The organism is Arthrobacter sp. UYCu511, assembly GCF_040547105.1.
GTDB lineage: Bacteria > Actinomycetota > Actinomycetes > Actinomycetales > Micrococcaceae > Specibacter > Specibacter psychrochitiniphilus.
Window position 1 is genome coordinate 26,008 of sequence record NZ_JBEPPB010000005.1, and the last position, 25,399, is coordinate 51,406.

General features: G+C 59.2%; 19 protein-coding genes, 1 tRNA gene and 2 pseudogenes. 6 read left to right on the forward strand and 16 right to left on the reverse strand.

What is annotated here, in order from left to right:
* Positions 1 to 24: 24 nt before the first annotated feature.
* Positions 25 to 2,391, forward strand: coding sequence for an Ig-like domain-containing protein (locus tag ABIB48_RS08655; protein ID WP_354212768.1), 2,367 nt, complete (start codon positions 25 to 27; stop codon positions 2,389 to 2,391).
* A gap of 474 nt (positions 2,392 to 2,865) precedes the next feature.
* Here ABIB48_RS08655 and ABIB48_RS08660 read toward each other — a convergent pair.
* Together ABIB48_RS08660 and ABIB48_RS08665 are read right to left on the reverse strand one after the other, a co-directional pair.
* Positions 2,866 to 3,524 (reverse strand): annotated as a pseudogene (locus tag ABIB48_RS08660) (DDE-type integrase/transposase/recombinase); the annotation flags it as partial.
* Positions 3,525 to 3,735: 211 nt separating this feature from the next.
* Positions 3,736 to 5,322: an ABC-F family ATP-binding cassette domain-containing protein gene (locus ABIB48_RS08665; protein ID WP_354212769.1), complete on the reverse strand. Its 1,587-nt coding sequence runs from the start codon at positions 5,320 to 5,322 to the stop codon at positions 3,736 to 3,738.
* Between the two features lie 177 nt (positions 5,323 to 5,499).
* Here ABIB48_RS08665 and ABIB48_RS08670 point away from each other — a divergent pair, with 177 nt between their 5' ends.
* Together ABIB48_RS08670 and ABIB48_RS08675 are read left to right on the forward strand one after the other, a co-directional pair.
* A complete protein-coding gene (locus ABIB48_RS08670) occupies positions 5,500 to 6,246 on the forward strand; it encodes a dienelactone hydrolase family protein (RefSeq protein WP_354212770.1) in 747 nt (248 codons plus the stop codon).
* A 198-nt stretch (positions 6,247 to 6,444) separates the two neighbouring features.
* Positions 6,445 to 7,431, forward strand: coding sequence for a diaminopimelate dehydrogenase (locus tag ABIB48_RS08675; protein ID WP_110105641.1), 987 nt, complete (start codon positions 6,445 to 6,447; stop codon positions 7,429 to 7,431).
* Positions 7,432 to 7,514: 83 nt separating this feature from the next.
* Here the strand turns inward: ABIB48_RS08675 and ABIB48_RS08680 are convergent, their stop codons facing one another.
* The 3 genes from ABIB48_RS08680 to ABIB48_RS08690 form a co-directional block, all read right to left on the reverse strand.
* Positions 7,515 to 7,844: a hypothetical protein gene (locus ABIB48_RS08680; protein ID WP_110105640.1), complete on the reverse strand. Its 330-nt coding sequence runs from the start codon at positions 7,842 to 7,844 to the stop codon at positions 7,515 to 7,517.
* 113 nt (positions 7,845 to 7,957) lie between these two features.
* Positions 7,958 to 9,406, reverse strand: coding sequence for a C2 family cysteine protease (locus tag ABIB48_RS08685; protein WP_354212771.1), 1,449 nt, complete (start codon positions 9,404 to 9,406; stop codon positions 7,958 to 7,960).
* 106 nt (positions 9,407 to 9,512) lie between these two features.
* Positions 9,513 to 13,079 (reverse strand): DEAD/DEAH box helicase, encoded by a 3,567-nt coding sequence (locus ABIB48_RS08690; RefSeq protein ID WP_354212772.1) that lies wholly within the window; start codon positions 13,077 to 13,079, stop codon positions 9,513 to 9,515.
* 247 nt (positions 13,080 to 13,326) lie between these two features.
* Here ABIB48_RS08690 and ABIB48_RS08695 point away from each other — a divergent pair, with 247 nt between their 5' ends.
* The gene (locus ABIB48_RS08695; protein ID WP_354212773.1) at positions 13,327 to 14,100 is read left to right on the forward strand and encodes an ABC transporter substrate-binding protein; all 774 of its coding nucleotides are present in this window, start codon (positions 13,327 to 13,329) and stop codon (positions 14,098 to 14,100) included.
* A gap of 595 nt (positions 14,101 to 14,695) precedes the next feature.
* Here the strand turns inward: ABIB48_RS08695 and ABIB48_RS08700 are convergent.
* The 8 genes and pseudogenes from ABIB48_RS08700 to ABIB48_RS08735 all read right to left on the reverse strand — a co-directional run bounded on the left by ABIB48_RS08700 (position 14,696) and on the right by ABIB48_RS08735 (position 21,623).
* Positions 14,696 to 14,953 (reverse strand): HPr family phosphocarrier protein, encoded by a 258-nt coding sequence (locus ABIB48_RS08700; protein ID WP_354212774.1) that lies wholly within the window; start codon positions 14,951 to 14,953, stop codon positions 14,696 to 14,698.
* 6 nt (positions 14,954 to 14,959) lie between these two features.
* Entirely contained in the window at positions 14,960 to 16,660 is a 1,701-nt protein-coding gene (ptsP, locus tag ABIB48_RS08705; RefSeq protein WP_354212775.1) for a phosphoenolpyruvate--protein phosphotransferase, read from the reverse strand.
* Positions 16,657 to 17,538 (reverse strand): PRD domain-containing protein, encoded by an 882-nt coding sequence (locus ABIB48_RS08710; RefSeq protein WP_110105634.1) that lies wholly within the window; start codon positions 17,536 to 17,538, stop codon positions 16,657 to 16,659. Before ABIB48_RS08710 ends, ptsP begins: the two co-directional genes overlap by 4 nt.
* A 57-nt stretch (positions 17,539 to 17,595) precedes the next feature.
* The gene (locus ABIB48_RS08715; protein ID WP_110105633.1) at positions 17,596 to 18,069 is read right to left on the reverse strand and encodes a PTS sugar transporter subunit IIA; all 474 of its coding nucleotides are present in this window, start codon (positions 18,067 to 18,069) and stop codon (positions 17,596 to 17,598) included.
* Positions 18,070 to 18,105: 36 nt separating this feature from the next.
* Positions 18,106 to 19,650 (reverse strand): PTS transporter subunit EIIC, encoded by a 1,545-nt coding sequence (locus tag ABIB48_RS08720; RefSeq protein WP_110105632.1) that lies wholly within the window; start codon positions 19,648 to 19,650, stop codon positions 18,106 to 18,108.
* 380 nt (positions 19,651 to 20,030) lie between these two features.
* A pseudogene (locus tag ABIB48_RS08725) lies at positions 20,031 to 20,424 on the reverse strand (VOC family protein).
* A gap of 54 nt (positions 20,425 to 20,478) precedes the next feature.
* Positions 20,479 to 21,096, reverse strand: a complete 618-nt coding sequence (locus tag ABIB48_RS08730) for a CueP family metal-binding protein (protein ID WP_110105631.1) — start codon at positions 21,094 to 21,096, stop codon at positions 20,479 to 20,481.
* A 56-nt stretch (positions 21,097 to 21,152) separates the two neighbouring features.
* The gene (locus ABIB48_RS08735) at positions 21,153 to 21,623 is read right to left on the reverse strand and encodes a hypothetical protein (RefSeq protein WP_354212776.1); all 471 of its coding nucleotides are present in this window, start codon (positions 21,621 to 21,623) and stop codon (positions 21,153 to 21,155) included.
* Positions 21,624 to 21,739: 116 nt separating this feature from the next.
* Here ABIB48_RS08735 and ABIB48_RS08740 point away from each other — a divergent pair, with 116 nt between their 5' ends.
* Together ABIB48_RS08740 and ABIB48_RS08745 are read left to right on the forward strand one after the other, a co-directional pair.
* Positions 21,740 to 22,567, forward strand: coding sequence for a hypothetical protein (locus ABIB48_RS08740; protein WP_354212777.1), 828 nt, complete (start codon positions 21,740 to 21,742; stop codon positions 22,565 to 22,567).
* Positions 22,568 to 22,624: 57 nt separating this feature from the next.
* On the forward strand, positions 22,625 to 23,224 hold the full coding sequence (locus tag ABIB48_RS08745; protein ID WP_354212778.1) for a dihydrofolate reductase family protein: 600 nt from the start codon (positions 22,625 to 22,627) through the stop codon (positions 23,222 to 23,224).
* 167 nt (positions 23,225 to 23,391) lie between these two features.
* Here the strand turns inward: ABIB48_RS08745 and ABIB48_RS08750 are convergent.
* From ABIB48_RS08750 to ABIB48_RS08760, 3 genes are all read right to left on the reverse strand, one after another.
* Positions 23,392 to 23,464 (reverse strand) — tRNA-Ala (locus tag ABIB48_RS08750).
* Positions 23,465 to 23,640: 176 nt separating this feature from the next.
* A complete protein-coding gene (locus ABIB48_RS08755; RefSeq protein WP_354212779.1) occupies positions 23,641 to 24,426 on the reverse strand; it encodes an SDR family oxidoreductase in 786 nt (261 codons plus the stop codon).
* A 99-nt stretch (positions 24,427 to 24,525) separates the two neighbouring features.
* Positions 24,526 to 25,329 (reverse strand): hypothetical protein, encoded by an 804-nt coding sequence (locus tag ABIB48_RS08760; RefSeq protein WP_354212780.1) that lies wholly within the window; start codon positions 25,327 to 25,329, stop codon positions 24,526 to 24,528.
* Positions 25,330 to 25,399 lie beyond the last annotated feature (70 nt).

The window sequence follows — 25,399 nt, forward strand, 5'->3', positions numbered from 1 at the left end:
GGCACTGTGGTGCAGAGCGGTTCTATGGAACCGCACATCTCGCGCGGTGACGTAGTCTTAGCGGCCCCATTGGATGCTGACAGTCCTGTTCCCATGGGTGGGGTGGTGGAATACCGCAGCCCTGCGGAGGCCGAGCCTAGCGGAGTTGAGAAAACCCGCCTGCACCGCATCGTGGGGGAAAACACGGATGGCACGTTTGTGACAGCCGGCGATGCCAACGTTGACGTTGATAGCACCCCGATCACGCGGGAGCAGATCAACGGTCAGGCGCGTTTGCTCATCCCATGGGTTGGGCTACCAGGGCTGTGGCTAGCGAGCGGCGACCTCTCTCCCCTTGCATTATGGTCCCTGTTGACTCTGGCAGCCGTGGCAGCAGCGGTTCTCGGAGTCACCAGCCGCCGCTCCGTAGAGGATCACGGAGAGGATACTTCCCCGCAGGATGACTGCGGCAATGGTGGCGGCAACGGCATCGACGATGGAGATGACCCAATCGATGGCGGCGATGATAACGCCTCGGGGCTTGCAGAGACCGAACAAATCCAACAGGCTACGGGTTGGCCGGATGAGACTGTTGCCTCGCCGGTTCAGAGGATCAGTACAGCTTTTGGAATTGTTGCAACTCTGGTTGCTATGACGGTGATGGGCGCCAGCGCTTTCTCCTCGGCCGCATTCACGGCCACTTCTACCAACGTTGCTAATACTTTCAGCGCAGCGACCGACTGGGTCCCTCCCACGGTGACTTTAGCAAGCCCTGGGACCACGGTCAGGGACACTGTGCTGCTGAGTGCAACAGCGGCGGATGCTGGCAGTGGTATCCGTAAAGTGGTTATCCAGTATGCACTGGCATCTACCGGCACATGGGTCAACCTGTGCACGTCTGAATCCACTCCCTACGCTTGCGCGTGGAACACCACGACTCTGCCTGATGGCGCCTACCTGCTGCGCGCCACAGCGACAGATAAAGTCGGCCTCAGCACCACAAGCGAACCGATCCGTACCACGGTGGCTAACTCCTTTACTGTGGTCCTAACTGATCCCGGCGAAACTGCCCGCGGCACTATCAACCTCAGCACAACACTCAGTAGCCCTGGAACCATCCCCTACACGGTACGAGTTGAATACACCCTCGCTGATACCAATAACTGGAAACCGATCTGTCAGAAACTCATAACGCCCTATGACTGTGCGTGGAATACCACATCGATCGCTGATAAGGACTACGACCTCCGTGCCGTAGCCGTCTCCGGAACTAGCACGACATATTCCAACATCGTTACAGATGTGCTGGTGGACAATACTGCGCCCTTGGTTTCTTTGAAAGATCCAGGAGTCATGATCCGCGGCACCACCACATTCGAAGCAACTGCCTCGGATGCGGCCTCCGGAGTGGCTCAAGTACAAGTACAGTATCTGCGCTCTGGTACCTCGACATGGGTCACAATGTGCAACCTCGAGGAAGAACCATACTCTTGTCGCTTCGATACCACCACCATGGCTTACGGCACCTACAGCTTCCGTGCTGTTGCCACCGACGAAGCAGGAAACACCTCGTTCTCTTCTGCTACTTCTTACCGCACGGTTGATAACACCGTGGCCACAGTTTCAGTAGAAGATCCTGGAGCGTACCTTACGGGCTCAGTCACTCTTCGTGCTTTTGCTAACTCCACCGCTGGCATCACCAATGTTCGTATCCAAACAGCCCCAGCAGGGACCACAACCTGGACCACGCGATGCAGCGTAAACGCTGCACCTTTCTCCTGCCCTTGGAACACCGCAACAGTGACCGATGGACTGTTCGACATCCGCGCCATCCTGCTAGATGCCACCGGTAAAGAAACCATCTCCAGCACCATTGCCAATCGACGGGTGGATAATAGCCCATTGCGTGCATCGGACATTCAAACCACCAATGGCCCCGGAATCGCTGGACGAATCGACAATGGCGACACCTTGAATTTCAGCTATAGCCAACTGGTGAATCTCACCACCGTGTCTCCAGGCTGGAACGGAGCGCCCATCCCTGTGACCATTCGTCTACGAGACGGGAACCTGCTGGGGCTAGGAAACAGTGGGGACACCGTAGACATCCAGCGGTCCAACAGCTCCGTGAACTTGGGCTCGGTCAATACCAAGGGTAACTTCGCCAAGAGCTTCAGGACTGTTTATTTGAACGCAACCATGACTGCTTCAACGGTAACTATCAATGGGATTCCCCGCACCGTCATTAGCGTCACGGTGGGCAGTGTAGCCAGTGGTTCCAGCAGTCTGCGCACGAACACAACCTCTGCAAACATGGTGTGGAGTCCTCTCTCAACTGTCAGAAACACTAATGGTTCTGCTTCATCCACAACCCCAGTGACGGAGACGCCCCCACTAGACCGGGACTTCTAGTGACACAACCCGTGGCTGAAATCCATCACGACTCCCAAGGCCCTTGAGAACGAAGCAACCCTTGCACTCACCACGTAGTGACTAGTGGATTACCAACTAGCATGCTTGGCACCCTACCGCCCCAATATGAACGTCCTTACGCGTGTCAACGCCTAGGGCCACTCCTTCACCGTGGAAGGCTTCTCGGGTCTTTCTCGGGCGCTTCAAAACGGTGCTAGTCATAAGATCGACCCTTGACTCAAGGTGCCATCAGGTGGTTCCGTGAAAGGAAAGCCAGTCAGGACCGTGACGGTACACGCGAGCAAATAGCACTTAAGGCTAGGCCCCTATTGGGACATAACTTAGCAGGCGGAACCCTGCGCCAGGCTTAGCCGCGGTCGACAGATCAATTCAAGGAAAGGCCACGATTTACGTGGCGGTCAATCCCAACACGGGTCAAACCACGACTAAATCCGATGCTCTGAGTTTCTCACAATCCCAGCAAACCTCGGTGCGGCATCTGGAAGAACGCATGCCCAAGCCCTTGACAAAGGTTCGGAATGAGGCGGAGGTAGAGACCCCTGCCGCGATCAGAGTGCCAAGTTACGATAGGAGTGATTAGGGTCGTTACTTCAGCGTTGCGCAACGCGGTCTCGACGAGCTCAGCCCGTATATGATCAGCGATGGCCCAGCCGACGACACGCTTGGAATAGCAGCAGATAACGGTGGCCAGATAAATGAATCCCTGCCACGCGTGAATGTAGACGCGATCTCCAATGAATTTGAGCCCTGGCTCAGCGGCAGTGAAGTGGCGATTGACTCAATCCGGGATCAACGCAGCGGCTTCAGCATTGATCTCGGTGGGCTCGTTTCCTTGGGATTCAATATATTCATACTTGCTCAGTACCGCTGCTCCCTCGCGATAGTCAAGCGCTGGCTTTTTTTCAAAAATAAATTCTCTTACCCCAACTCCTGATTTTCACGCACGAGGCCCTTCAGCCTGGCTCTCTCGGCACCGGTAGCTGCGGTGTCTCGGTGCCGACCCCGCAGTACTTGGCAACCTCCACCACAGGCTTGGAGGTACTGAGGACTTCGCGGCAAAGCTCATCCTTGAAGTCCTGGGTATAGGAACAACGTGATCTTGATGCAAACATCCTGTGTGGCTGTGCAGACCCGGTCCCCGGGGACGGCTCCCAAATACTCACACCCCCTTTTCAGTCCTACCATAATCAAGGCGTAGTAGGACCCAAACAAATACTCGATTCACCGAACGGGAACCCACCCCCGTCCGCCGAACCACAGGCACCGAACCACAGGCCCCCAGAAAACTGAAGCCTGCAAACCCGACCAACGAAAACCAGGCGGCTAGCCCATGCGTACGTCAATCTGCCCGGGCGCGTCCGGGTTGAAAACGAGGCGGCGGTTGGCGATCTTGTCAGTGAAGAAGCGGTCGTGACTGACCACCAAAACGGCGCCCGGGAAGTGCAAGAGGGCCCGCTCCATGACCTGAGTGCTGGACATGTCCAGGTGGTTTGTGGGCTCATCGAGCACCAATACCGAGGCGCCGGAGAGCAGGCACTGGGCCATGGCAACGCGGGCGCGCTGACCACCCGAGAGCGCTCCGATCCGCTGCTTCAAATCAGCTTCCGAGAACTGGAACATGGCCAGGAAACGGTTGACGGACTTCTTTGTTGCTGTCAGGGCAAGGCTGTCAGGCATCGCGTTGACCGCGTGCGTGACGGTGTCCTCCGGGTCCAGATCCGCCAGAACCTGGTTGTAGGAGACCAGCCCGCCACCCTTCGCCCAGGTGACATAACCTGCGTCGGCCTCTTCCTCCCCCGTCAGGGCGCGCAGCAGCGTGGACTTGCCCGAACCATTAGCGCCGAGCACCACAATCCGGTTGCCGCGGCGAATCTCAAAACTGAGGTCACTGAACAGCGTCCGCTCGCCATAGGACTTGCTCAGCGACTCCACCCGGCACAGCACATCCTTGACATGCAGGCCGCCGTAAATCTCGGTGATGATCTTGTCCACGGGACGCGGCGCACGTGACTTCTTAATCTTGGACAGCTTGGAATCGAGACCTTTAGACGCCGCCTTGGAGGCCTCGCGGCGGTCAGAAATCCCCTCGGCTTCGAACGCGAGCAGTTCAGATTCGTGCATGAACTGGCTCTCCAGGGTCTTGAGCCGGAACTGTTTGGCCACCACATATTCACTGAAGCTGCCGGGGTATTCGTGCAGATGGAAGTTCTCCACCTCGATGATGCGCGTGACCACGGAGTCCAGGAATTTCCTATCATGTGAGACGATGATGGCCGCGCCTTGGAAGTTCTTAAACCAGCCCTCCAGCCATTCCACGCCGGCCACGTCAAGGTAGTTGGTGGGCTCATCGAGCAGCAGCACATCGGGTGCCTCGAGCAGGATCTTGGCCAGCGCTGCACGGTTACGCCAGCCGCCGGAGAGTTCATCAATGGCGCACACGCGGTGGGCCTCGTTGAAGCCGAGCGTGGTCAGAACTTTGTCAATGGAACGCTGGTAATCCCAGCCATCCAGCCGGTCCATGTCGGCAAAAAGTTCGGACTGGCGGTGGATGAGCCGGTCCATCTCCGTCTCGGACTGATCGACGGCGAGCGCACCATCAATCTCGGCCAGCTGCGCCTCGACCTCTTTAACGTGCGCGAAGACTTCCTCGAGTACCTCCAGGATGGTGGAAGAACCGTTGAGCTCAGAGAATTGCGAAAAATAGCCAATCTTGGTGCCCAGTTCCACGGCGACTGTGCCGGAATCGGGCTCCACCTGGTCCATGACGAGCTTCAGGAGCGTGGACTTGCCGGAACCGTTGCGCCCAATCAGTCCCACCCGGTCCCCTGCCTCGAGCTTGAAGAACGCTTCGCGCAGCACCGCAACCTTGTCAAAGCGCACGGAAACGTCGTTGAGGCGGATCAAGCTCATGGGTGTGGTCCTTTGGTGGTGAGGCGGGGCAGGGAAAACACCCACACCAAGTTTACCGCCAGGTGGGGTGGGTCTGGTGGCCGGTGTGCCGCCCGCGTGCGCATAGGCAACATTGTGGGTGTGCGAAAGTTCCCCAGACCTCTGGAAAGCTGCGCCCGAGCGTGCCAGTGTTGACCTATGGGCACAATGATTGATTTTTCTGCAGCAGGACAGGATTTTCAGGGGTACCGGGCTGAACCATCAGGCCCCGCCCGGGGTGCCGTGGTGGTCATCCACGAGATTTGGGGCTTGGTCCCGCACATCCGCGAGGTCGCCGATCGGTTCGCGGCGGAAGGCTACCTGGCTGTGGCACCGGATCTGATGGGGTTGGCAGGCTTGAATGCGGTGCTGCTGGCGGAGCTGGGCGAACGCCGCAAGGATCATAGTGCCCAAGATGAGGTGCAGCCGAAGATCCGGGCCGCCATGGCGCCCTTGAACTCACCAGAAAAGGCCGCGGCCATCACGGCGGGGGTTGCCGCTGTTTTTGACTACTTAGAGGCAACACCTGAGGGTGCAGACCGGACGGCGGCCGTCGGTTTTTGCTTTGGCGGCAGCTACGTATTTGCCTTGGCCATGCAAGAGCCGCGGCTGGCTGCGGCAGTGCCCTTCTACGGCCATGCCTCGTTCGCTGGTGACGAGCTTTACAGCATCACCTGCCCAATACTTGCCTTCTACGGTGAGGAAGATACCGGCTTGATGGGCGCTCTCCCGGAGCTCACCGCAGCCATGGCGGTAGCGGGGGTTGACTTCCGCCCCACCGTATTCCCCGGTGCCGGTCATGCATTCTTCAACGACTCCAACACCTCCATGTACCGCCCCGAAGCAGCTCGGATTGCGTGGGAGAAGACGTTGGGGTTCTTAGAACAGCAGCTCAACGAGGTTTGATTTCCCGGCCGGCACGCCGTTATCCCCCGGCACGCCACTTTCCCCAAGCACTAGGCCGGCCCCGGCACGACGCCGGCACTTGGCTTCCCTGTCCGCCTGCCGGTTCCACTGTGCGTTGGCAAGGCGGTAGGCGGTACCGTTAATGCCAGTGGATGAGGCCGTCAACGAAGAGCGGCCCGAGGACTGGATGGAGAACTCATGAGTGCGCCGATTCGTATTGGAATTGCCGGTTACGGAAACCTAGGTCGCGGGGTTGAGGCAGCCATTGCCAAGAACGCTGACATGGAATTGGTGGGCATCTACACACGCCGCAACCCCTCAGATCTGGTGCCGTTGAATGCCGGTGCTCCCGTGTTTTCCATGGACGACTTAGGCGGGCACGGGGACCACGTTGACGTATTGATCCTGTGTGGCGGCTCCAAGTCTGACCTCCCTCAGCAGGGCCCGGAACTGGCTGCCCTGTTCAACACGGTGGACAGCTTTGACACGCACGCGCGCATCCCTGAGCACTTCGCCGCGGTGGACGCCCCCGCCTTGGCGAACAAGAAGACCGCGCTGATCTCCGCAGGCTGGGATCCGGGCATGTTCTCCATCAACCGCGTCTACGGCGAGGCGTTGCTGCCCGACGGAGAAACGTACACCTTCTGGGGTCGCGGCCTGAGTCAGGGACATTCGGACGCCATCCGCCGTGTGGCTGGCGTTTCCGGCGGCGTCCAGTACACCATCCCGTCTGAGGCCGCCATTGAAGAGGTCCGTAGCGGCTCACGCCCGGTTTTGACCACGCGCCAGAAGCACACCCGCGAATGCTTTGTGGTGTTGGCAAATGGCGCCTCCGAGGATGCCGTGCGCGCTGAGATCGTGGGCATGGAACACTACTTTGACCAGTACGATACCACTGTCAACTTCATCACCGCTGATGAGCTGGCCCGTGACCACGCAGCCATGCCGCACGGCGGTTTTGTAATTCGCAGCGGCAACACTACGGATGAGCACGCCCAGGTCATTGAGTACTCCCTCGCCTTGGAAAGCAACCCGGAGTTCACCTCCAGCGTGTTGGTTGCTTACGCCCGCGCCGTGCACCGCATGAGCCAGGCCGGCCAGTTCGGCGCCAAGACGGTCTTCGATGTGGCACCCGGTCTGCTCTCCCCCAAGTCCGCCGCCGAGCTACGCGCCGAACTGCTCTAAGCAGCAGCCTGTATTACTGAAGTACGGCGGCGGTTGCCGCACCTTGGACGTAAAAGGTGCGGCAACCGCCGTCGCCCCTTTCATTAGTCTGTCGGTTCGGCCTGAGTGAGTAGATCAAATTGGGTATTGCCGGGGCAGATAGAGGTAATTTTCAGGGTGTATCCGCGAAACGTCAGTTCGTCCCCGAGTGCCAGATCCTTGAAAGTTTCATCCGTTGAGGGCTTGGGTTCATTGGCCCACACCATGAGGCTGACGGTGGGCACCTTCGCGTTCACTTTGGTGCCAACCAGGCCAATCTTTGGAGTGTAGCCGGCTCCAAGGGTGGACGCGGGAAGCGCTGGCACCGGACCCACTGCGGACGTTGCGAGCGTGTAGTGTCCTTCACCGGTGCAGCCGTCATTGCTTGCTGTCATGGAAGATTCCTTTACCTTTATTGTTGGATCAGCCGTAGAACCCGTGGAGCATGCCACTAAGCTCAGGCATGCAGCCAGTACTGCCGTGGCCAGAAAACGCCGGTGTTGAACCATCATGGCGCCACAATACTTGCATTACCGAACATTTCCTCAAATTGTTGGGGGCTCATGTGCGCCTTCGGCCTGTCTGGGCCCCAGGGATTCTGCAAAATAATGTTGCCCTCCGCATCCATTCCGTCAACAAAGAAGGCATGGCTGGCAACGTATCCGTCGGGAGCGCCGTCGGGTAACTCGGACTTGGTTGTCACAATTGCAGGCTGCCCATTCTCCACAGCAGACCACAACTGTTGGGATGAAGTGATGGTGGAAACATCATCTCCACTTAGATACGACAGTGCATCCTTGCCGTAGTTTCCTTCAATAGCCCGGTATTCGCCCGGCCCGTAAATCTTGTCCTTGACTCCGTGGCTGTTGGTGCCATCATTGCTGTCATCTTCGCCATAGACCTGCACCAAGGCCTTCTCAACGTACGCGGGCCAATTCCCGTTGACCCCTGGCTGGGCCCCCTTCTGCGCTCCGCCGTCCGCGGCTGGAAGATCATTGGTAACGCTCACCCATTGGGGATTGCCGTTCTTGTCATACAGCTGGACTGAAACAGTGCCGTTGCCGTTGTCCACCACATGATCCCGGACCCAGTTTGGGTCCCTATCCACTATTGTCCCAAGTCCGGCCATAACAACACAGTCGCCATAACCGCCTTGGCTGATATCATCCTTGCCCGGATGAGTGCCCACTACGGGCCCGGAGGGATTCATCCACTCATTTGAATCATCGCTGTTAGCACCGCCTGGGCGTGCAGCATCACCTTGAGCAACAGCGTTTGGCTGGACCCACGGGATTTGTTCCTTAATCCGGGCAACTTGTTCTGGTGACGCTTTGGACAGGATCTTCTCCAGCAGCATTTGACGTTCAAACGGAGTTGTTCCTTCCCAGTTGAAGATACCCTTGCCGTCCTTGGCAAGCGCCTGGCCCAGGGCGTTAAGGTCCTGGTCAGAGAGGCTCGCAAGCAACTGATCCAGTTCTGCGGGGGTCAGTTCATCGAGTGCCTTGCGCAGCTTTTCAATGTCTGCATCGTTACCTCGGAAAATATTATCGGTATCCGCCGCCTTATCCACCAATACCTTCAAGTCCGCCAACGCCTGCTCGCTGAGATCGGCACTGCCCCTGTCCGGATACCGCGAACTTGAGTGATCCGGGGACGTTGCGCCACCTTGAGACGTAATGTCTGCAGCCAGGCTGGTGCGTTCTTGTTCATCCGCCTGCACCCGCAGTTCCCTGCTCGTGGTGAGAAGTCCTTGAACCACTTTTGCCAGCGTGGGACGGTGCCTACCGTGCCATTGGCTGGTGAACCGCTGGGCATCAGGGCCTTGCCAGCCACGATTTTGCACAATCAATTGTGTGAGCTTTTTGCTCACCAGGTCCAGATCATCTGACGCAGAAGAGATGTCTTTAGCAAAACCACGTAGCTCGCCTACGTCGGAACCAAGGAATTGCGCCACCACTGCCTCGCTGACTTTAGACTGACCTATCTTGCTTCTGAGGCTACATCCCTCGATCTAGTCCTGCCATGGAGAGAGCTCCCCATGGTGGCCTTCCTGTCCTCGGCCGCTACGCGTCAAAGAGTCCCCGCACGTCCTCGGAGGTGATGGCGGAGGAGAACATGGCCTCATCATCCATGACGGAAGTGAACAATTTCGCCTTCTTTTCCTTCAACGCCATGACCTTCTCCTCGATGGTGTCCTTGGCGACCAGACGGTACACCATGACGTTTTTTGTCTGCCCGATCCTGTGGGTGCGGTCCACGGCCTGGTTCTCGGTGGCCGGGTTCCACCAAGGATCCAGCAGGAAGCAATAGTCCGCTTCCGTCAGGTTTAGACCAAAGCCGCCCGATTTCAGGCTGATCAAAAACACCGGCGCCGTCCCGGACTTGAACCCCTCGATCACCTCACCTCGCTTGCGGGTTTTCCCATCCAGATAGGCGTACTCAATCCCCGCCGCATCCAAACGCTCCCTGGCCTTGCCCAAAAATGAGGTGAATTGGCTAAAAATCAGTGCCCGGTGCCCCTCAGCCACCACGTCCTCAAGTTGTTCAAACAACACATCGAGCTTGCTGGACGGGGCGCTGGCATACTTCGGATCCACCAACGAGGCATCCAGGCTGAGCATCCGCAACGTGGTCAGAGATTTAAAAATCGCGAAGCGGTTCTTGTCCATGTCCCCCAGCAGGCCCATGACTTTTTGACGTTCAAGCTGCAGATGGCGCTGGTAAATGACCCGGTGCCGGGGCGCGAGTTCCAGTTCCAGAACCTGTTCCTGCTTGGCCGGCAACTCTTTGGCAACGGCGTCCTTGGTGCGCCGCATGATCAGTGGCCGGATGCGGCGCCGCAATTGCGCAAGCCGCTGCGCGTCCCCGTCCTTCTCCACCGGTTTGCGGTAGTAGTCGGCAAAATGGGTGGGCGAGGGGAACAGCCCCGGGGCGGTGATGGCGAAAAGTGACCACAGCTCCATTAGGTTGTTTTCCATGGGCGTGCCGGTAATCGCCAGCTTGAAAGGGGCAGGGAAAGTGCGCGCCAACTGGTTTGCCTTGGTGAGGTGGTTCTTCGCAAACTGGGCCTCATCAAGGATCAGCCCCGCCCACGCTTGGCTCGCGTACGCCTGGTTGTCCAGGCGGAAGAGTGCATAGGAGGTAATCACGACGTCGGCCCCGCTCACCAATGCTGCGGCATCGCTGCCGCTCTTGCGCAGGGTATCGGTGACGGCCGTAGTGGTCAGGCTGGGCGCGAAACGGCGGACTTCGGCCTCCCAATTGGACACTACCGAGGTAGGTGCAACAACGAGGAACGGCAGCGAGTTCCTGTGGGGCGCCGTTGCCTTGGCATGGGTGATCAGAGCCAGGGTCTGCAGTGTTTTACCCAGCCCCATGTCATCGGCCAAAACCCCGCCCAAGCCATGTTCATGCAGGAACGCCAGCCAGTTGAATCCTTCCTGCTGGTAGGGGCGCAGTGAGGCATGAAGTGTTGCCGGGACCGGAACTGCGCCAACCTCCTGCAGTTCAAGCAGCCCGGACACGGACTTCTCCCACGCCTGCGCCTGCTCAGCCGTGGTGGCCAGTTCCTTAAGTTCTTCCCACAGTCCGCCCTGGTAGCGGCTGATCTTTAAGGACTCCCCGGGTTCTTGCAGGCTCCGGGCTTCCTCGATCAGCCGGCGCAGCTGCTCAAATTCGGGCTGGTCCAGTGAAAAATAGTGCCCACTGGGCAGCATCAGGTGCTCTTCCTCCGAAGCCAGCGCCAAGAACAACTCGCCGAACGGAATATCCGCCCCGCCCAAGGCGACGGTGACACCCAAATCAAACCAGTCGCCGTCGCCCGTTGCCCGGGTGCTAATGCCAATCTGCGGGGTCCCCGTCAGCTCCTTATAGTCCGGCGCCGAACCGGTAGTGTCCACGCGTACCTGCTCGAGGCCGGCCAGGGCTGGCAGCGCCTCGGTGCTGAATCTGGCCGCGGCAACATCCTTCAGATGCACCGGCTCGTTGCTGCCCGGATGCATGCTGGGTGGGTGTGGAAAGGATTCCCTGGTGGCTGCGGGGAAATCGACGAGCGCCTCCACCACATTCTGGAGCAGCCGGGTCTCGAACGCATCATCACGTTGACCGGTGCCGTCGTGAACCATGGGGTATCTGGTGGTCGCTTGGCCAACAACGTATTCCCAGTGCCAGTGCAACTCCACAGCGGGTCCGGTTGCTTTGGCGGACTGACTGGCAGGCTGGGTGGCGCCCTTGCGCCTCCGGTCCGGTTTGGTGGCCGGAACCGGCGGAATATGAACGGCTGTCAGGACAAGTTCCGGGTCCCGAATTTCCGGCAGTCCAGTGCTGCCGTCATGAGAACGCAGGTCCATGCTGTGGCGCAGCTGCGGGTAGTAGTTGGTGAGGAAGTGCTCCCGGGCGGCTGCGGGGATGTCCACCGGGGACCTACCCTCGATCAGCAACTTCAGCGCTTCCCCCACGGCTCCTTTGACCGGCGCGAAATGGATATCACGCTGGGTGAGTGCGGTTTTTTCGTTTCCGCCGGTCCACCAGAAGATGCCATGAACGGGTGTTCCGAGGGTGCCCATCATGGCCGTGTCAAGCACGGTTCCGTTGATGTTTGCATGGGCGGCCAGGCGGATACCGCCGTCATCCGTGGAGATGACCTCCGTGCTCACGTCAACCTCCGCGGCCCACGTGACGGTGGTGGACTTTCGCGACGTGAGAAAGTCCAGACCAATTTCACGGGCCTGGGCCAGCAAGTTCCAGAACAGGGGCGAATTGTAGTCATCCAGACACATCCACTTGCCAGTGCTATAACCGGTTCTGGTGGTTTTAAAGAGGGAGTCAAAAACCTGCAACCACTTCTTGTGCTCCGGATTCAAGCCACCCATGTAATAAAACTGGTGCATGGAGTCCCAGGCGAGCTTGCCCACAACCCACTTGTTTGCCTCGTTGCGCATGACGGGGCGCACCCCGAGCCGTACACGCGGCTTCTGCTCAGTTTTGACGCGGCTGGTTCTTGACTTCTTCCGCGACGAGCTCCGGGCTGCGTAGGGATCCACCGGTTCTTCGAGCAACTCAAATTGCAGCGCCAGAGGACTTGTGGTTTCCCCAGCACCCACGGCCTGCATCCGGCCCCAATACGAGGGCGCAGCCACCACTGGTGGGTGGAGAATCGCTTCAAGCTTTTGTTCCCAGGGCGCTGGCTGGACGGGAACCGGCTTCTTTGTTTTGGGCATGAGCGCTTGGACCTTGCCGGTCTGCTCGGTGGCAGGCTTCTTCGTGGCGATCCGCTTGGCGGCGGGAGCGATTGCCGTGCTGGGTAGCCCCGCAGGATCGGTTTCTTCCAGCATGAAGTTGCTGGAAAACACCAAGGCCGCCACGTGCTTACAATTCCAGCCCACCGGGCAGCTGCACGCGCCTCCGGTGAGGACCGCACCCTTGGGCTCATCCGCAAAGGAAGCACTAGTGGTGTAGGTCTCTCCCCGGCTTCCGCTGACTCGGCACTGTAATTGGAGCCGTTCTTCAACCCACGCAATGTTGTGAACATAGCCATTGCTGGAGTAGTCAAGCCCGCGGTGCACTGCCGCCGGTCCAACAAGGTCCCTGAGGGCCGCATACTCCACATAGGGGATAAGGGAAAGATCCATAACCTCCACAATAGTCAGTTCCCCTGACGCTTTTGGGCCGGGCCGGCTACCTTGACCACTTCGCTGGGCACCGTGGCAGGGCCCGGGGCAGGGCCCGTGGCAGGGCGCCAAGTGACCGGATGTGATGCGCCGCATACTGTCTTTTACGTAACCTGAATCACCTTTGAGGTTACGGACTTATTCCAGTCCCATCTGCATCCGGGAAAAGTTCCATCGGCGGGCCTACCCGCAACGAAAGGCCACTTAAGTGAAGGCAACGAAGAAGTTCCTCACCGCTGCGGTGCTAACCGCCGGTCTGACCCTTACCACCTGTGCACCGAGCACAACTCCGGGCACCGAGACGCAAAGCAGCGACAGCCCTGCAGCGGTAAACATCGGCGTTGTGCACTCCAAGACAGGACCCTTGTCCGTCCACGGTGACGCCAACTACGAGGGCCTGCAGGCTGGTCTGGACTACGCCACCAAGTGGAGCAACAAGGTAGGCGAGACCGCCTTGAACATCGCCTACCACGACGACGGCGGGGATCCCGACAAGGCTGTCACTGTTGCCAAGGAACTCATCGGCAAGGATTACAAGATCCTCGCCGGGACCGCTTCCTCCGGCATTGCGTTGAAACTTGTTGGGCAGGCCGAGCAGAACAAGGGCCTCTACATTTCCGGACCCGCAGCCACTGACGCGGTCACCGGCGCCAACAAGTACACCTTCCGCTCGGGCCATCAGTCCATGCAGGACGTGGCCAAGGCAACCTCACCGCGGTCAAGGCGGTCCTGGGCGCCAATGCAATCCATGAGGCGCCCGTCTCCGAAGACACGTTTGGGCACAACATTTGGTGTGGCGCCCAAGGAGATGGCCGCCTGCGCGGCCGGCAAGGAGTATCACAGTGGATCCGAAGTTCGCGGCACATGGAGGGCAGCCACCTTCAGGGATGTGGCCTTTTGTAGTGGGTCCAGACTTGGTGGCGGGCACGGACTTGGTGGCCGATGCGGATTTTGTGGCGAGCGCGGAACCGGAAGCCCATAAAAATGGTGCCCCGACCTCCGGTACCGAGCTGATCTGCGGGCCCGGCGATGGGGTTTGTGGCGGGCGTGGCCCAGTGCCGGGTACCAAAACTTGGCAATCTCCGGGATAAACCAGGGTGAGCTCTACCCGGTGTGAGATCTAGGTGCTAGTTCATCTCTGCGAAGACCTCAGCGCAGTCGGTGGGCCGCCATTGTATTCAAAGATGACGTTCTCTTCATCCATCAAGAAACTGAGGATTACACGGCAGTTCAACGATCGCCGGAAGTACAGCTAACACCGCGACCCCCTACCTCTGGCGGAGAGCGGAGTTGCGAGCGTCTAATGCGTCTGCGCGTGGCATGGAGTTGGTTCCATAACTAGCCCTCCCAAGCCAGATCATATAGATCCCTGCCTTATCTGCACTTTGCCATAGCTTCCAGAAGCAATGATAAGGCTGCTTTGTTGCGTACTCCACCACATATTCCGTAACGAGCGGTAGCGCCTGAGGGACTCCCCATTTCTGGTTTGGCTCAAAGCTGCGCCCCGTCAGATCACTTCCTGCGCAGAACCCATTACACCCCCGGTCTGCAGACCGGGGGTGTAGTGGTGAACGGTTTTAGGAATCCAGATCTTTGGCAATCAGGGCTGCAATCTCCGCAACCGCGTCAGCATTTTCCGACTCAACATCCACGGACATACCGAAATCGGCGCCGAGTGTCATGATCATCAGCGCGGAGGTGGCTTCCACCGGATCTTCGCCGTCAATGCTGAGCAGGATCTCCTCATTGTAGGCACCTGCCGCCGTCGCGATGACGGCTGCGGGGCGGGCGTGCAGACCCACGGATGATCCAACGGTGACTGTTTGCTTGGCCATAATTTCTTACTCCTTGGAATTGCTATGGATGGTTGATGAAAGCATCTCGCGGGCCGTTGCCCTGGCCTGCTCAGTGGTGGTGGTGCGCAGGACGGCTTCTGCAGCTTCTTTGCACTGGGACAGTGTTACCTCGCCCAGCTGGATGCCTACACCGGCAAGTGCGGCCGGGGCCATGGACAGGCTGCTCACACCCAGGCCGATCAGGATGCAGGCGAGCAGTGGGTCGGCCGCCGCCTCCCCGCACACGCCCACAGGCTTTTGGCTGCGGATTCCGGCGGCGGCGCTCAAGCTGATCAGCGCCAGCACGGCTGGCTGCCAAGGATCTGTCAGTGCTGCCAGGGAGGGTGCCATCCGGTCCGCCGCCATGGTGTACTGCGTCAGATCGTTGGTGCCAATGGAGAAGAAGTCCACCTCTGCCATGAAGGCATCTGCCAGCAGCGCCACGGAGGGCACCTCCACCATGATCCCGGGCGAGAGCTTGCGTGCCCGGCATGCTGTAGCAAAGTTCCGCGCCTCATCGAGGGTGGCAACCATGGGTGCCATGACTTTGGCGCCGGCAATACCTTGCTGCTCGGCGGCCAGCGCTAGAGCGTCAAGTTGGCGCTCTATGATTCCGGGCTCCACGTTGCCGAGCCGGATGCCACGCACACCCAAGGCAGGATTTTCTTCATCCGGGTGCGAGACAAAGGGCACCGGCTTATCCGATCCGGCGTCGAGCGTGCGGAAAACAACTTTCTGTCCCGGGAAGGCAGCCAGCACTTCGCCGTAAATACTGGCCTGTTCGGTCACCGACGGTTCACTTTGGGCGGAGAGGAAACACAGTTCAGTGCGGAATAGCCCCACGCCTTGGGCGGGATATCCGGCCGCGATGCGTGCACCGGCACCATCTTGAACATTAGCCAGTATTTCGATTGCTGTTCCATCCTTGGTCCGCCCCGGACCTCGCCAGGACTGGATGGCGAGCCGGCGTTCGGCATCGGCCAAAACCTTGCTCTCCGACTCGGCCGGCACGGTCCCCCGTTCCACTGTCCCTGCGAAACCATCAAGGAGCACCACCGAACCGTCCACAATATCTGCCAGGTTTGCGGCAGCAACAATGCAGGGGATGCCCAGCTGCCGGGCAATGATGGCGGTGTGGCTGGTGGGCCCGCCTAATCTGGTGGCAATGCCCCGGATCAGGGCAGGGTCAAGTGTTGCCGTATCCGCCGGGGCAAGATCATCTGCCAAGAGGATGATGGGGCTCGCCGGAGTGGGAACTCCAGGTTCTGGCAGGCCCAGCAGTTCAGAGACCACGCGGTTGCGGATATCACCTAGATCAGCAACCCGCTCCGCCATGAGCCCGCCCAACTTCTCAAACTTGACGATGAACGCGCCTACCGCGGCGACGGTGGCAGCCTCCGCCGTGGAACCGGCAGCGATCATCTTCAGCGTGGCTCGCTGCAGACCGCGGTCACCAGCCAGCGCTGCGGTGGCGCTGAGGACTTCGGCAGCCGCTCCAGAAACCGTGGCTGCCCGCTGGAACAAACGTGCCGCCACCATCTCGGCAGCAGCTTTCCACCGCTCTGCCTCGGCATCCCGGACGTCCTCCACGAGTAAGGCTTCATACCCGGAGGCCAGCTCGGGTTCCGGATTCACCCACAGTGCCGGAGCGTAGGCGAGCCCTGACACAACACCGGTTCCGGTGATGGCGCTAGCGTTGTCAATCATGGTGAATTCTCCGTTTTAAGCATTTCGACGTAGAGCCGGCTCGTGTGCAGTGCCAGATAAGAAACTTCGTCCGCTCCGAGGTGCCGGTTCAGGGCCTCTCCAATGAGCTCGGCCACCTCAAGCGCTGCTTCAGCGGCTTCCGGGTAGGCCTGACGCACAGACTCAAAAACATCCACCCCTAGTACGGCTGAGGTGGTGGCTTTGGCCGAGCGGGCAAAGAGGAAACGCAGGTGGGTGACAAAGCGAGCGGCACTGTGTGCGTTTTCATCAATGTTGCTCTGCCACCGCACGGATAGCAGGGTGAAAACCTTGGCGATGGTCTCGGTCATGGAAACTGTCTTGGAAAAGTCGGACGTGGACCACTGCTGGTTGACGAAGTGGAGGGCGAACGCCACCCACTCTTCATCTTGGAGTTGGACACCGAGCTGCTCCTTGATCAGGGCAACAACCCGCCGGCCAAGATTGCCCTCTGCCGGGTAAAGCTGTGCCACTTCCCAGCGGAGCGGGAAGTCAACTTTGATCCCTTCACGGGCGCGCTGCACAGCGAAACCCATGTGATCGAGGATGGGCACCAGCAATGACAGCCGGGGCTCAAGCCTCAGCTCTGCCTGGACCATCGCCATGATTTCCCGCGCCACTTCAATTTGTTCCAGCGGCGCGTCTCCGAGAACACCAGCGCCATGGCTGGCGGCGAAGCTGCCGTCGGGCACAAATCGTTGATCAGCCGCTTCAACATCTACAGTTTCCCCCTGGCGGTGGTTGAACCCAATGCCCTTGCCCACCAGCACCATCTCGCTGCCATCAGGGAGCCCGGCCAGCAACACGTTGTTGTTGTAAACCCTCTTGATAGTGGCGGATTCACCCGGCTTCAGTTCCATGATGCTGCGATTCCGGCCATCTTCAACTCGCAGCCAGTTCCCGTGCGGGGCAACATGCTACTTTTTCCGAACCGTGAGCACCGGAGCGCTGTTGTCCGCACCGATTTCAGTCTCCGCAATGGCAAAGGCCGTGCCGTTGGTCAGCAGGACAGGGGTGACCATGGAGGGAACCAATGCGCTCATCTGTGCCAGATCGCAGCTGATGATCAGATCACCCTTCTGGACACGATCACCCTTGACTCGGTGCCCGGTGAATCCTTGGCCCTTGAGCTTCACGGTATCCATGCCAATGTGGACCAAAATTTCGGCGCCGGCATCTGTGCGCACGGCAAAGGCGTGGAGCGTTTTGGCCACCAAGATCAACTCGCCGTCTACAGGGCTGCGGAAGGAACCTTCGGACGGTTCGACGGCGAATCCCGCACCAACGGCGCCGCTGGCAAATACTGGATCGGGAACGTCGGCAAGCGCCATCACGGTACCCTCTGCAGGGGAGAAAATCTGCTCGCCCTTTTTCTTGAACATTTTCAGCATGTGAATGACTCCTTGCATGGTTGGGAGGCCAGGATATTAGTCGTCAAGGCCAAGACTCTCATTAATTGCGTTCTTGTAAAGGATGGCTTTCCCGCCGTACACGGCTTGTACGCCGCCGCTGACTTCAAAGACGCCCGTTGCGCCAAGTTTGCGCAGCTTCTCCTTGTCCACCTGGGCGGGGTCCTTGACGGAAACACGCAGGCGGGTGATGCAGGCATCAACCTCTTCTAAGTTCTCGGCCCCACCCAAAGCAATCAGGATCTGTGCAGCTTCCTGCTGAATGGGAGTACCTGCTGCCATTCCACCGGCCATGGCAGGAACCAGCTCTTTTTCATCCGCCGTGGCGTCGTCGTCGTTCCCGAGGGTGTCTTCCAGGTGGCCGGGTGTGCCGAACTTGAACTTCTTGATCATGAATTTGAACGTGAAGTAGTAGAGGAAGAACCACACCACGCCCACGGGGATGAGCAGGATCCAGTTGGTGCGGTCATTGCCTTGGAAGACGCCAAAGAGCAGGAAGTCGATCAGGCCACCGGAGAAGGTGTTACCGATGCTGATGTTGAGCAGGTCCGCAATCAGGAACGAGAGCCCGTCAAAGATGGCGTGGACCACGTACAGGACCGGGGCCACAAACAAGAACATGAATTCAATGGGTTCGGTGATGCCGGTGACAAAGGAGGTCAAGGCAACGGAGGCGAACAAGCCCATGTACTTGGCGCGGCGGCCCTTGGGGATGCAGTGCCACATGGCAAGGCAGGCGCCGGGCAGGCCAAACATCATGGTGGCAAAGCGGCCTGCGAAGAAGCGGGTCCCTTCGGTGAACAAGCCAACATGGTTAGGGTCAGCGAGCTGGGCGAAGAAGATCTTCTGTGCACCAACCACCTGAACACCATTGACAAGCTCAGTGCCGCCCAGGGGTGTGTACCAGAACATGGGGTAGATCATGTGGTGCAGTCCGGCGGCACCGCTCAGGCGCAGCAGTGTGCCGTACAAGAAGGTGCCAAAGGCGCCCATCCCGGCAATTCCGGTGCCGGCGCTGACCAGTGCCATTTGGACTGGCGGCCAGATAAGGAAGAACAGGGCCCCTACAAAGATGGCGGCAAAGGCCGTCACAATAGGGACAAAGCGAGAACCGCCAAAGAAGCCAAGCACGGCCGGAAGCTGAATGTTATGGAAGCGGTTATGCAGAACAACTGCCGCGCCACCCACCACCAAGGCGCCAACAACACCGGTGTCAATGGCTGGGGCGTCAGGGGTAAAGATATCCAACAGTGACTTGATGGTGGCCACCATGACCAGGTACCCAACCACGCCGGCAAGGGCTGCGGTGCCCTTGTCTCGCTTGGCCAGACCAATACACAGGCCAACGGCGAGCAGGATCGCCAGGTTGTCAAAGACGGTGGCACCGGCCGCAGACATCACACCGAAAATGCCCTGCAGAACGTTGTTGTCCAGGAACGGGTACGCGGCCACCGTGGTGGGGTTGGACAGTGCCCCGCCAATACCCAGCAGCAGACCAGCTGCCGGAAGAATGGCGACCGGCAGCATAAATGCCTTGCCGATCTTTGAAAGTTGCTTGAACACTACAATTCCCTTCGCTCTAGGCTTGACGACGTCGTCGAAGCCAGCATCTGAGCCGAGGAGAACCGAATTTTTCCAAAAAGGACGCACATGTTGCGGGGCGGGCGGCAATGGCGGCGCCCTCACAGGGCGAAGTCACGGATGATTCCTCGGGCAAAGACAGACGGATCGCCCCTTACATATGGATGTATGAGGCGTGGCGTCCCAGGTTATTGCCGAAAGTTACAATCCCGATGACAACCGTTAAAAGTAACGGCTTGGTAATGCTACATGATGTGAGCGCAGTGAAAGAAACTTATAGGCCCGGATCACAGCCGCAGTCTTCCAGAGATTCCCTGCCCGGGCGTGCAGAGGGCACTTCTGCGCCATAACGCGGGTTAGGGTCAGCCGTTGGACCGGCTGGCCATGGATTGCACGGCCCACTTGTTGCCGTCGGGATCGGCGAAGTAAACAAAGCTGCCCCAGGTGTGGACGTCCACACCGGTGACGTCCACACCGGTGGCGCCCACACCGGTGGCGGCGAACTGGGCATGAGCAGCTTCAATATTTGCCACCACCATTTGCAGCTTTGGTGCGAAGCACGGAGCAGCATTGGTGAGCCCCTCCCCTAGGCAGATGGAACACGCCAAGCCAGGTGGGGTCAGCTGAACAAAACGAAATCCGCATCCGGGGCGCTCGTCATAGTCAGCGTTGAAGTTCACCTTATTCACATAAAAAATACTTGGCCCTATCCACGTCAGAGGCCGGCGCAAACACAAGTTCCAGTTTCCAGTCCATGGAAGGATGTTATGCCCACGGTTGGGTGCGTGAACAGGGCCAGGAATCTCTTTATTAGCTCAGTTGCGTGGTGGTGACGCAGGTGGGGTCGTCAGCGTTTTTAGTGGACAGCACCTGCGTGGCGCTCTTGCCGCCCTGGTTCAAGGTCAAGGTAGCGTCGATTCCTCGCGGCAGCCACAACCCCAAAAAGCCGTTGTCATAGGTGTGCAGCGCTTCCTTGATGAGGACCTCACCGGTGGCATCATTCGTGACGGTGACTTCCACCTCCTGGTTCGCCAACTCGCCCAGACAGGTGGTGAGGCTATGGAAATGACATTCGTGCGTTTGGCTCACATACGGGGCCACGGAAACGTAGAATTCGTTGGCTGGCATGGGCAGGGTAGCTTCACGATTTGCGGCATCACGCAGCGTCAATGCTTCTGGCCGGATTGACGCCATCAGCTCGCTGGAACGCTCAGCCACAGGCAGGGTGTCCAGTTCGGTGATGACGTCCTTGGCGCTCTTGCCGTCAAAGCCGAGCTCAGCAATGAGTTCTGTGGCAGCGCTCGGTGGGGCGCTGACAGCCGAAGGTGTGGGTGCCGGGGTGGAACATCCTGCCAACAACAGCATTGAAGCTGCAGCCATGGCGATAGCTCCGGAAAGGGAGGCACGGCGGGTAATTTTCTGATTCATGAGTGTTCCTTGTTGATCAATGAAGAGGTGTCAGTAGGGCGCAAGAGCTCTACCCCTCAGCATCGATTGATGCAAAGGAAATTCAGAGAAGGGGTACTGGGCCGGGGAAGGCCATGCACGTGCGGAGGTGGTCCGGCGCGCGGCGCTTGCCGGAGGCGGCCGGTCAGGATTCCGGGCAGGAGCAACAGGAAAGCAAGAACCACGGCGGCAACGCAACTGACGGTCATCGAAAGCGCCCCGGATGGACAATTGGCACACATGGCATCCGGGGCAATGAAAACTCCGGTGTCAGCGGCTGCACTCATCACGGCAGGGCCCGCCCCGTGCATGCTGGAGGAGTCCGCCGTCGTGCCGTGAAAAGGTGTGGCGTGAAAAGGTGTGGCGTGAAATGCGGCGGGGGCGCTCCTGTGGACGCCGTGCATGGCCAGCAGCCCGAGGATCAGCATCAGGGCAATGAGGCTGCCACGCAGAAGAAGGGAACCGGCCACTGACCACGTCTCGCGTCGGGTCAATGCAAGGGCCTCCATAGAAGCAAGTCTACTGAGCCACCAAGCACAGGACTAAAGCGCACCGGCGGAGGGGTTGACGGGCGGTGCACACCAGCTGTGAGTCAAGTCACTATGGCCGGTGCTATGGTGAGCACATGCTGGATAACGGCACCTCCCCCCTGGCAGAGCGGAAGGTTCGCTTGCGCAAGGCTTCGAACATTTGCCTGCTCGTAGCAGCGGGGATATTTTTCTGCTCTGCCGCACTGCAATGCGCCGCCTCACTCCAGCGCTGGGTTATTTTTAGCGGCTCCTTGGGGTCCGATGACCTCTCAGTTGAGGACCACGTCTATGACTACTATTTCCCCTGGTACGACTGGGTAGCCATTGGTACGGCAGCCCAGCTTTTAGGGGTGGGCCTCCTCATTCAGGCCGTCGGTATTCTCGTCATGACACTAGGAGTCCTACTGCTGGGAGTCCTACCACAAAGGAACGCGGCAGCGGGCGGAAGTGCCGCGACGGCGCCCAACAGGGCCGGCAAAGTGATTGCCGCAGTCTTCGCCGCCACGCTCGTCGCAGCGGAGGTGATGGTAGTCCTTGTGGTGGCTGGAATTTTCACCTTCATGGGAACTCATGCTCTCCTCTCCGGTATGGCAGGCATTGCTTCCCCGCTGTATCAATGGCTCGACTTGGCGTGGCTGCCTGGCTTAGGGCTGATTATTTTGGCAGTACGGTGGTTGCGCCGTGCGCCAGCTGCTTCAGCCGCCGCCCTGTTCCTGATTGGTTCAAGTATGGTTGGCTATCTCATCGCCACGTATCTGATTGCGCCTGTGTTTGCGGGCCAATCACATGACACTGCGCGGTGGACCGAGACTGTTGTGGCCGCATCAACGGCTGCCGCGGCGCTCATGCTGGTAATCGACGCCAGAAAGCTGGGCCGAGAGCGAGTTGACCCTCCCGCTTGGCTTAGTCCCGCGCCCTCATAGAGTGATTTCAGATGGAAGCACCCTAGTTTTTGTCAGGAGAAGTTGTCAGGAGAAGTGATGACTGTTCGCGCAGATTTGAATATTTCCTTGGATGGATACGCCACCACCACCGACCAAACCCTGAAAAATCCCTTTGGCGTTGACTGGGGCCGGCTTGTCCAGGCGTACACGGCGACCCGGACGTTCCGCCAGCGGGTGCTGCACGATGAGAGCGGCGGCGGCACAACCGGCGTCGACGACCGTTATGCAGAGGCTTATTTCGAGGGGATTGGCGCTGAGATCATGGGCGCCGGAATGTTTGGCTTGCACAACTTCCCGGACGATCCCAAGTGGCAAGGCTGGTGGGGTGAGGAGCCACCGTTCAGGGCACCGGTGTTTATACTCACGCACTCGCAGCGGCCATCGCTGGAAATGCTGGGAGGAACCACCTTCACCTTCATTTCAGCCACGCCCGCCGAGGCCTTGGCTATGGCACAAGGCGCGGCAGGAGGAAAGGACGTGCGGATTGGCGGTGGGGCTAGCGTTGTAGGCGATTTCCTCAAGGCCGGCCTGATTGATCGGCTCCACCTAGGCATCACCCCCATCCTGCTGGGCCGTGGCCGTGCGGCATTGACCTCCGCCAAGTCGCCGCCTCCGTGGCTCCGCCGAAGAATATAACAGCGCCGCGCCCACTGCATACTCGAGTGGGTTGGGCGCTTCTCTGCGTCGCGCACGGGAGTCTTTGCGGTACGTTTGCGGTGCGCCGCATTTTTTGCTCCCCTATTTGCGGCATGAAAAAGCCCCTCTGACTGGCGTTTAGCCTAGTCAGATGGCTTCTCTATGGGTGGAGCTAAGGAGATTCGAACTCCTGACCTCTTCGATGCGAACGAAGCGCGCTACCAACTGCGCCATAGCCCCTGGCAAGATCCACAAGCACGCGGATCCCGTCATTTTCCAGAATAAACCCATAATGTTGCTGGAGACAAAATCGCCATTAGCCCGCATGAGAATCGCAGGGATTTGCGCATTGTGGACACAGCGCGGAACGAACCTAAGAGCCAGGCTCCAAAGTCTTCGCCGCAGGCCTGCCAGATTCAGCCGGCCGCGTGGCCAGCCAACCATTCACGGAACTCCACGGCCCCAGCAACATCGTCAGGGATCAAGTTTCGCCCTGCCCGCAGGAACGCGCCGAAGGAACCCGGCAGCGGTAACTGTGAGATAACTGCTTTGCTGCCGGTGACGCTTTTCCAGATTTGGGCCATCTCATGCATAGTTTGGACATCTGGTCCCCCTGCACGGACACTCACTTTTTCCTGGCCGCCACGCCCTGCTTCCGCCACCAAAACAGCCGCCACGTCCGCCGTCGAAATTGCTTGGAAACAGACTCCCCTGAAAGCAGGGATGATTCCCATTCTGGAAGCCGCCGAGAAAATCCCTGCCACCAAGTTATGGAATTGGGTAGCCTCAACCACTGTTGTGGGCATCTCTGATTTTTCGTAGCTGAGGGCCCGCGCCGCCTGCACCTGATAATAACTCATGGCACATTCACGCGCGTTGATAATCGTCAGCAGCACGCAACGCCGTATCCCTGCCCGAGCGGCAGAGTCGAGAACCGCAACCGACATCCCAGGCAGCGCCTTCAACGCCGCCCCGGAGCAGGCGTCCATGGTTTCAATGAGGACCTCCACCCCGTCCAAGGCTTCTGCCACTCCAACACCTGAGCGAAAGTCCGCGCGAACATAGTCCGCCCCCGCCACCTGCTGATCAGCCGGGGGTATGTGTCTACTCAGGGAACGTACCTTGTGCCCGGCAACAATGGCCTCGGCCACCACCGCCCGGCCGGCGAGCCCGGTTCCTCCTGCCACAGCCAAATTCACCATGCTGCTCACAGTACGCCCCCGGGGTTAAAACAGAACAGCGTTAAAGCAGAACAGCCAAATCCAAAGGATTCGGCTGTTCTGCTTTAACTAGGTTCAGTGTTAAGCGCGTCTGCGCTGAAGCACGTCATCTAGGTTGTTCAAGGCGTACTGACTGCGTTCACCCGGTGCAGGGGCGGCCTTTGCGCCAACCTCATCCTCGTTGAGCGGAACATCCGGAACTACCGCAACACCCTCGCGCCCGGTAGCCGTGCCCACTCCGGCTTGATCGGCCTTGATGGAGGTTCCGGCAGACTTTGGCGCTTCCGGAAGATTTAGCGGCTTCTCCAGGCTCAAGGCCCGGGCAGCGCTGACATAGCCAGGCACAGGAACTTCAACGGGCTCCCAGGTCTCCGTTTCCAGCTCCCCTTCCGCCAATGTCTGCGTGTGCGCCAGCTTGGCATCGGCGCTGCCCTTGGCTGCCACGCGCATCGCTGCGGCCCGCAATTCTTCAGCAGTAAGCGGCTTTTGCGCCGGAGCAGGCGGCGCACCTTCGGCACCATCAAAAAGAGTTGTTTCTCGGGGTTCCGGGACCGGCGAAGCGGTCTCCTCGAACTCCGCCGAAGCTATGGCCCGGGCCGCATTCCGGGCATTCCTACGGGCATTCTGATCCCTCACAGCAAGAGAACGCAGGGTTACGATCACGCCAGCAAAAACGGCCAGTGACGTCCAGGCAAATACGGAAGAGCCGAGGGAAAAAACTGTCAACGCCCCAGAAATGCCTGCCGTCACAAGAGCCACCAGGCCAAGACAGGCAAAAAGTGTTCGGCCCCAGCGGATCTGCAGGGGATTCCCAGCTGCCGAGGGCACGGCGGTTGAAGGTTCCGGCTCCACGTGGGTGTGGGCGTCGGAAGTAATGCTTTCCATTGACGTCTCCTGCAACTGCTGGATTGGTGTGGACCAGTTGTGCGTGCCCGGCCACATTTCAACCCTAAAG

Bases quoted from the DNA above. Each gene is read 5' to 3' on its own strand.
- ABIB48_RS08655 (WP_354212768.1), top strand. From the start codon at position 25: ATGGAACCGCACATCTCGCGCGGTGACGTAGTCTTAGCGGCCCCATTG.
- ABIB48_RS08665 (WP_354212769.1), bottom strand. From the start codon at position 5,322: ATGAGCTTGATCCGCCTCAACGACGTTTCCGTGCGCTTTGACAAGGTT.
- ABIB48_RS08670 (WP_354212770.1), top strand. From the start codon at position 5,500: ATGGGCACAATGATTGATTTTTCTGCAGCAGGACAGGATTTTCAGGGG.
- ABIB48_RS08675 (WP_110105641.1), top strand. From the start codon at position 6,445: ATGAGTGCGCCGATTCGTATTGGAATTGCCGGTTACGGAAACCTAGGT.
- ABIB48_RS08680 (WP_110105640.1), bottom strand. From the start codon at position 7,844: ATGACAGCAAGCAATGACGGCTGCACCGGTGAAGGACACTACACGCTC.
- ABIB48_RS08690 (WP_354212772.1), bottom strand. From the start codon at position 13,079: ATGGATCTTTCCCTTATCCCCTATGTGGAGTATGCGGCCCTCAGGGAC.
- ABIB48_RS08700 (WP_354212774.1), bottom strand. From the start codon at position 14,953: ATGGCCAAGCAAACAGTCACCGTTGGATCATCCGTGGGTCTGCACGCC.
- ptsP (WP_354212775.1), bottom strand. From the start codon at position 16,660: ATGATTGACAACGCTAGCGCCATCACCGGAACCGGTGTTGTGTCAGGG.
- ABIB48_RS08710 (WP_110105634.1), bottom strand. From the start codon at position 17,538: ATGGAACTGAAGCCGGGTGAATCCGCCACTATCAAGAGGGTTTACAAC.
- ABIB48_RS08715 (WP_110105633.1), bottom strand. From the start codon at position 18,069: ATGCTGAAAATGTTCAAGAAAAAGGGCGAGCAGATTTTCTCCCCTGCA.
- ABIB48_RS08730 (WP_110105631.1), bottom strand. From the start codon at position 21,096: ATGAATCAGAAAATTACCCGCCGTGCCTCCCTTTCCGGAGCTATCGCC.
- ABIB48_RS08735 (WP_354212776.1), bottom strand. From the start codon at position 21,623: ATGGAGGCCCTTGCATTGACCCGACGCGAGACGTGGTCAGTGGCCGGT.
- ABIB48_RS08740 (WP_354212777.1), top strand. From the start codon at position 21,740: ATGCTGGATAACGGCACCTCCCCCCTGGCAGAGCGGAAGGTTCGCTTG.
- ABIB48_RS08745 (WP_354212778.1), top strand. From the start codon at position 22,625: ATGACTGTTCGCGCAGATTTGAATATTTCCTTGGATGGATACGCCACC.
- ABIB48_RS08755 (WP_354212779.1), bottom strand. From the start codon at position 24,426: ATGGTGAATTTGGCTGTGGCAGGAGGAACCGGGCTCGCCGGCCGGGCG.
- ABIB48_RS08760 (WP_354212780.1), bottom strand. From the start codon at position 25,329: ATGGAAAGCATTACTTCCGACGCCCACACCCACGTGGAGCCGGAACCT.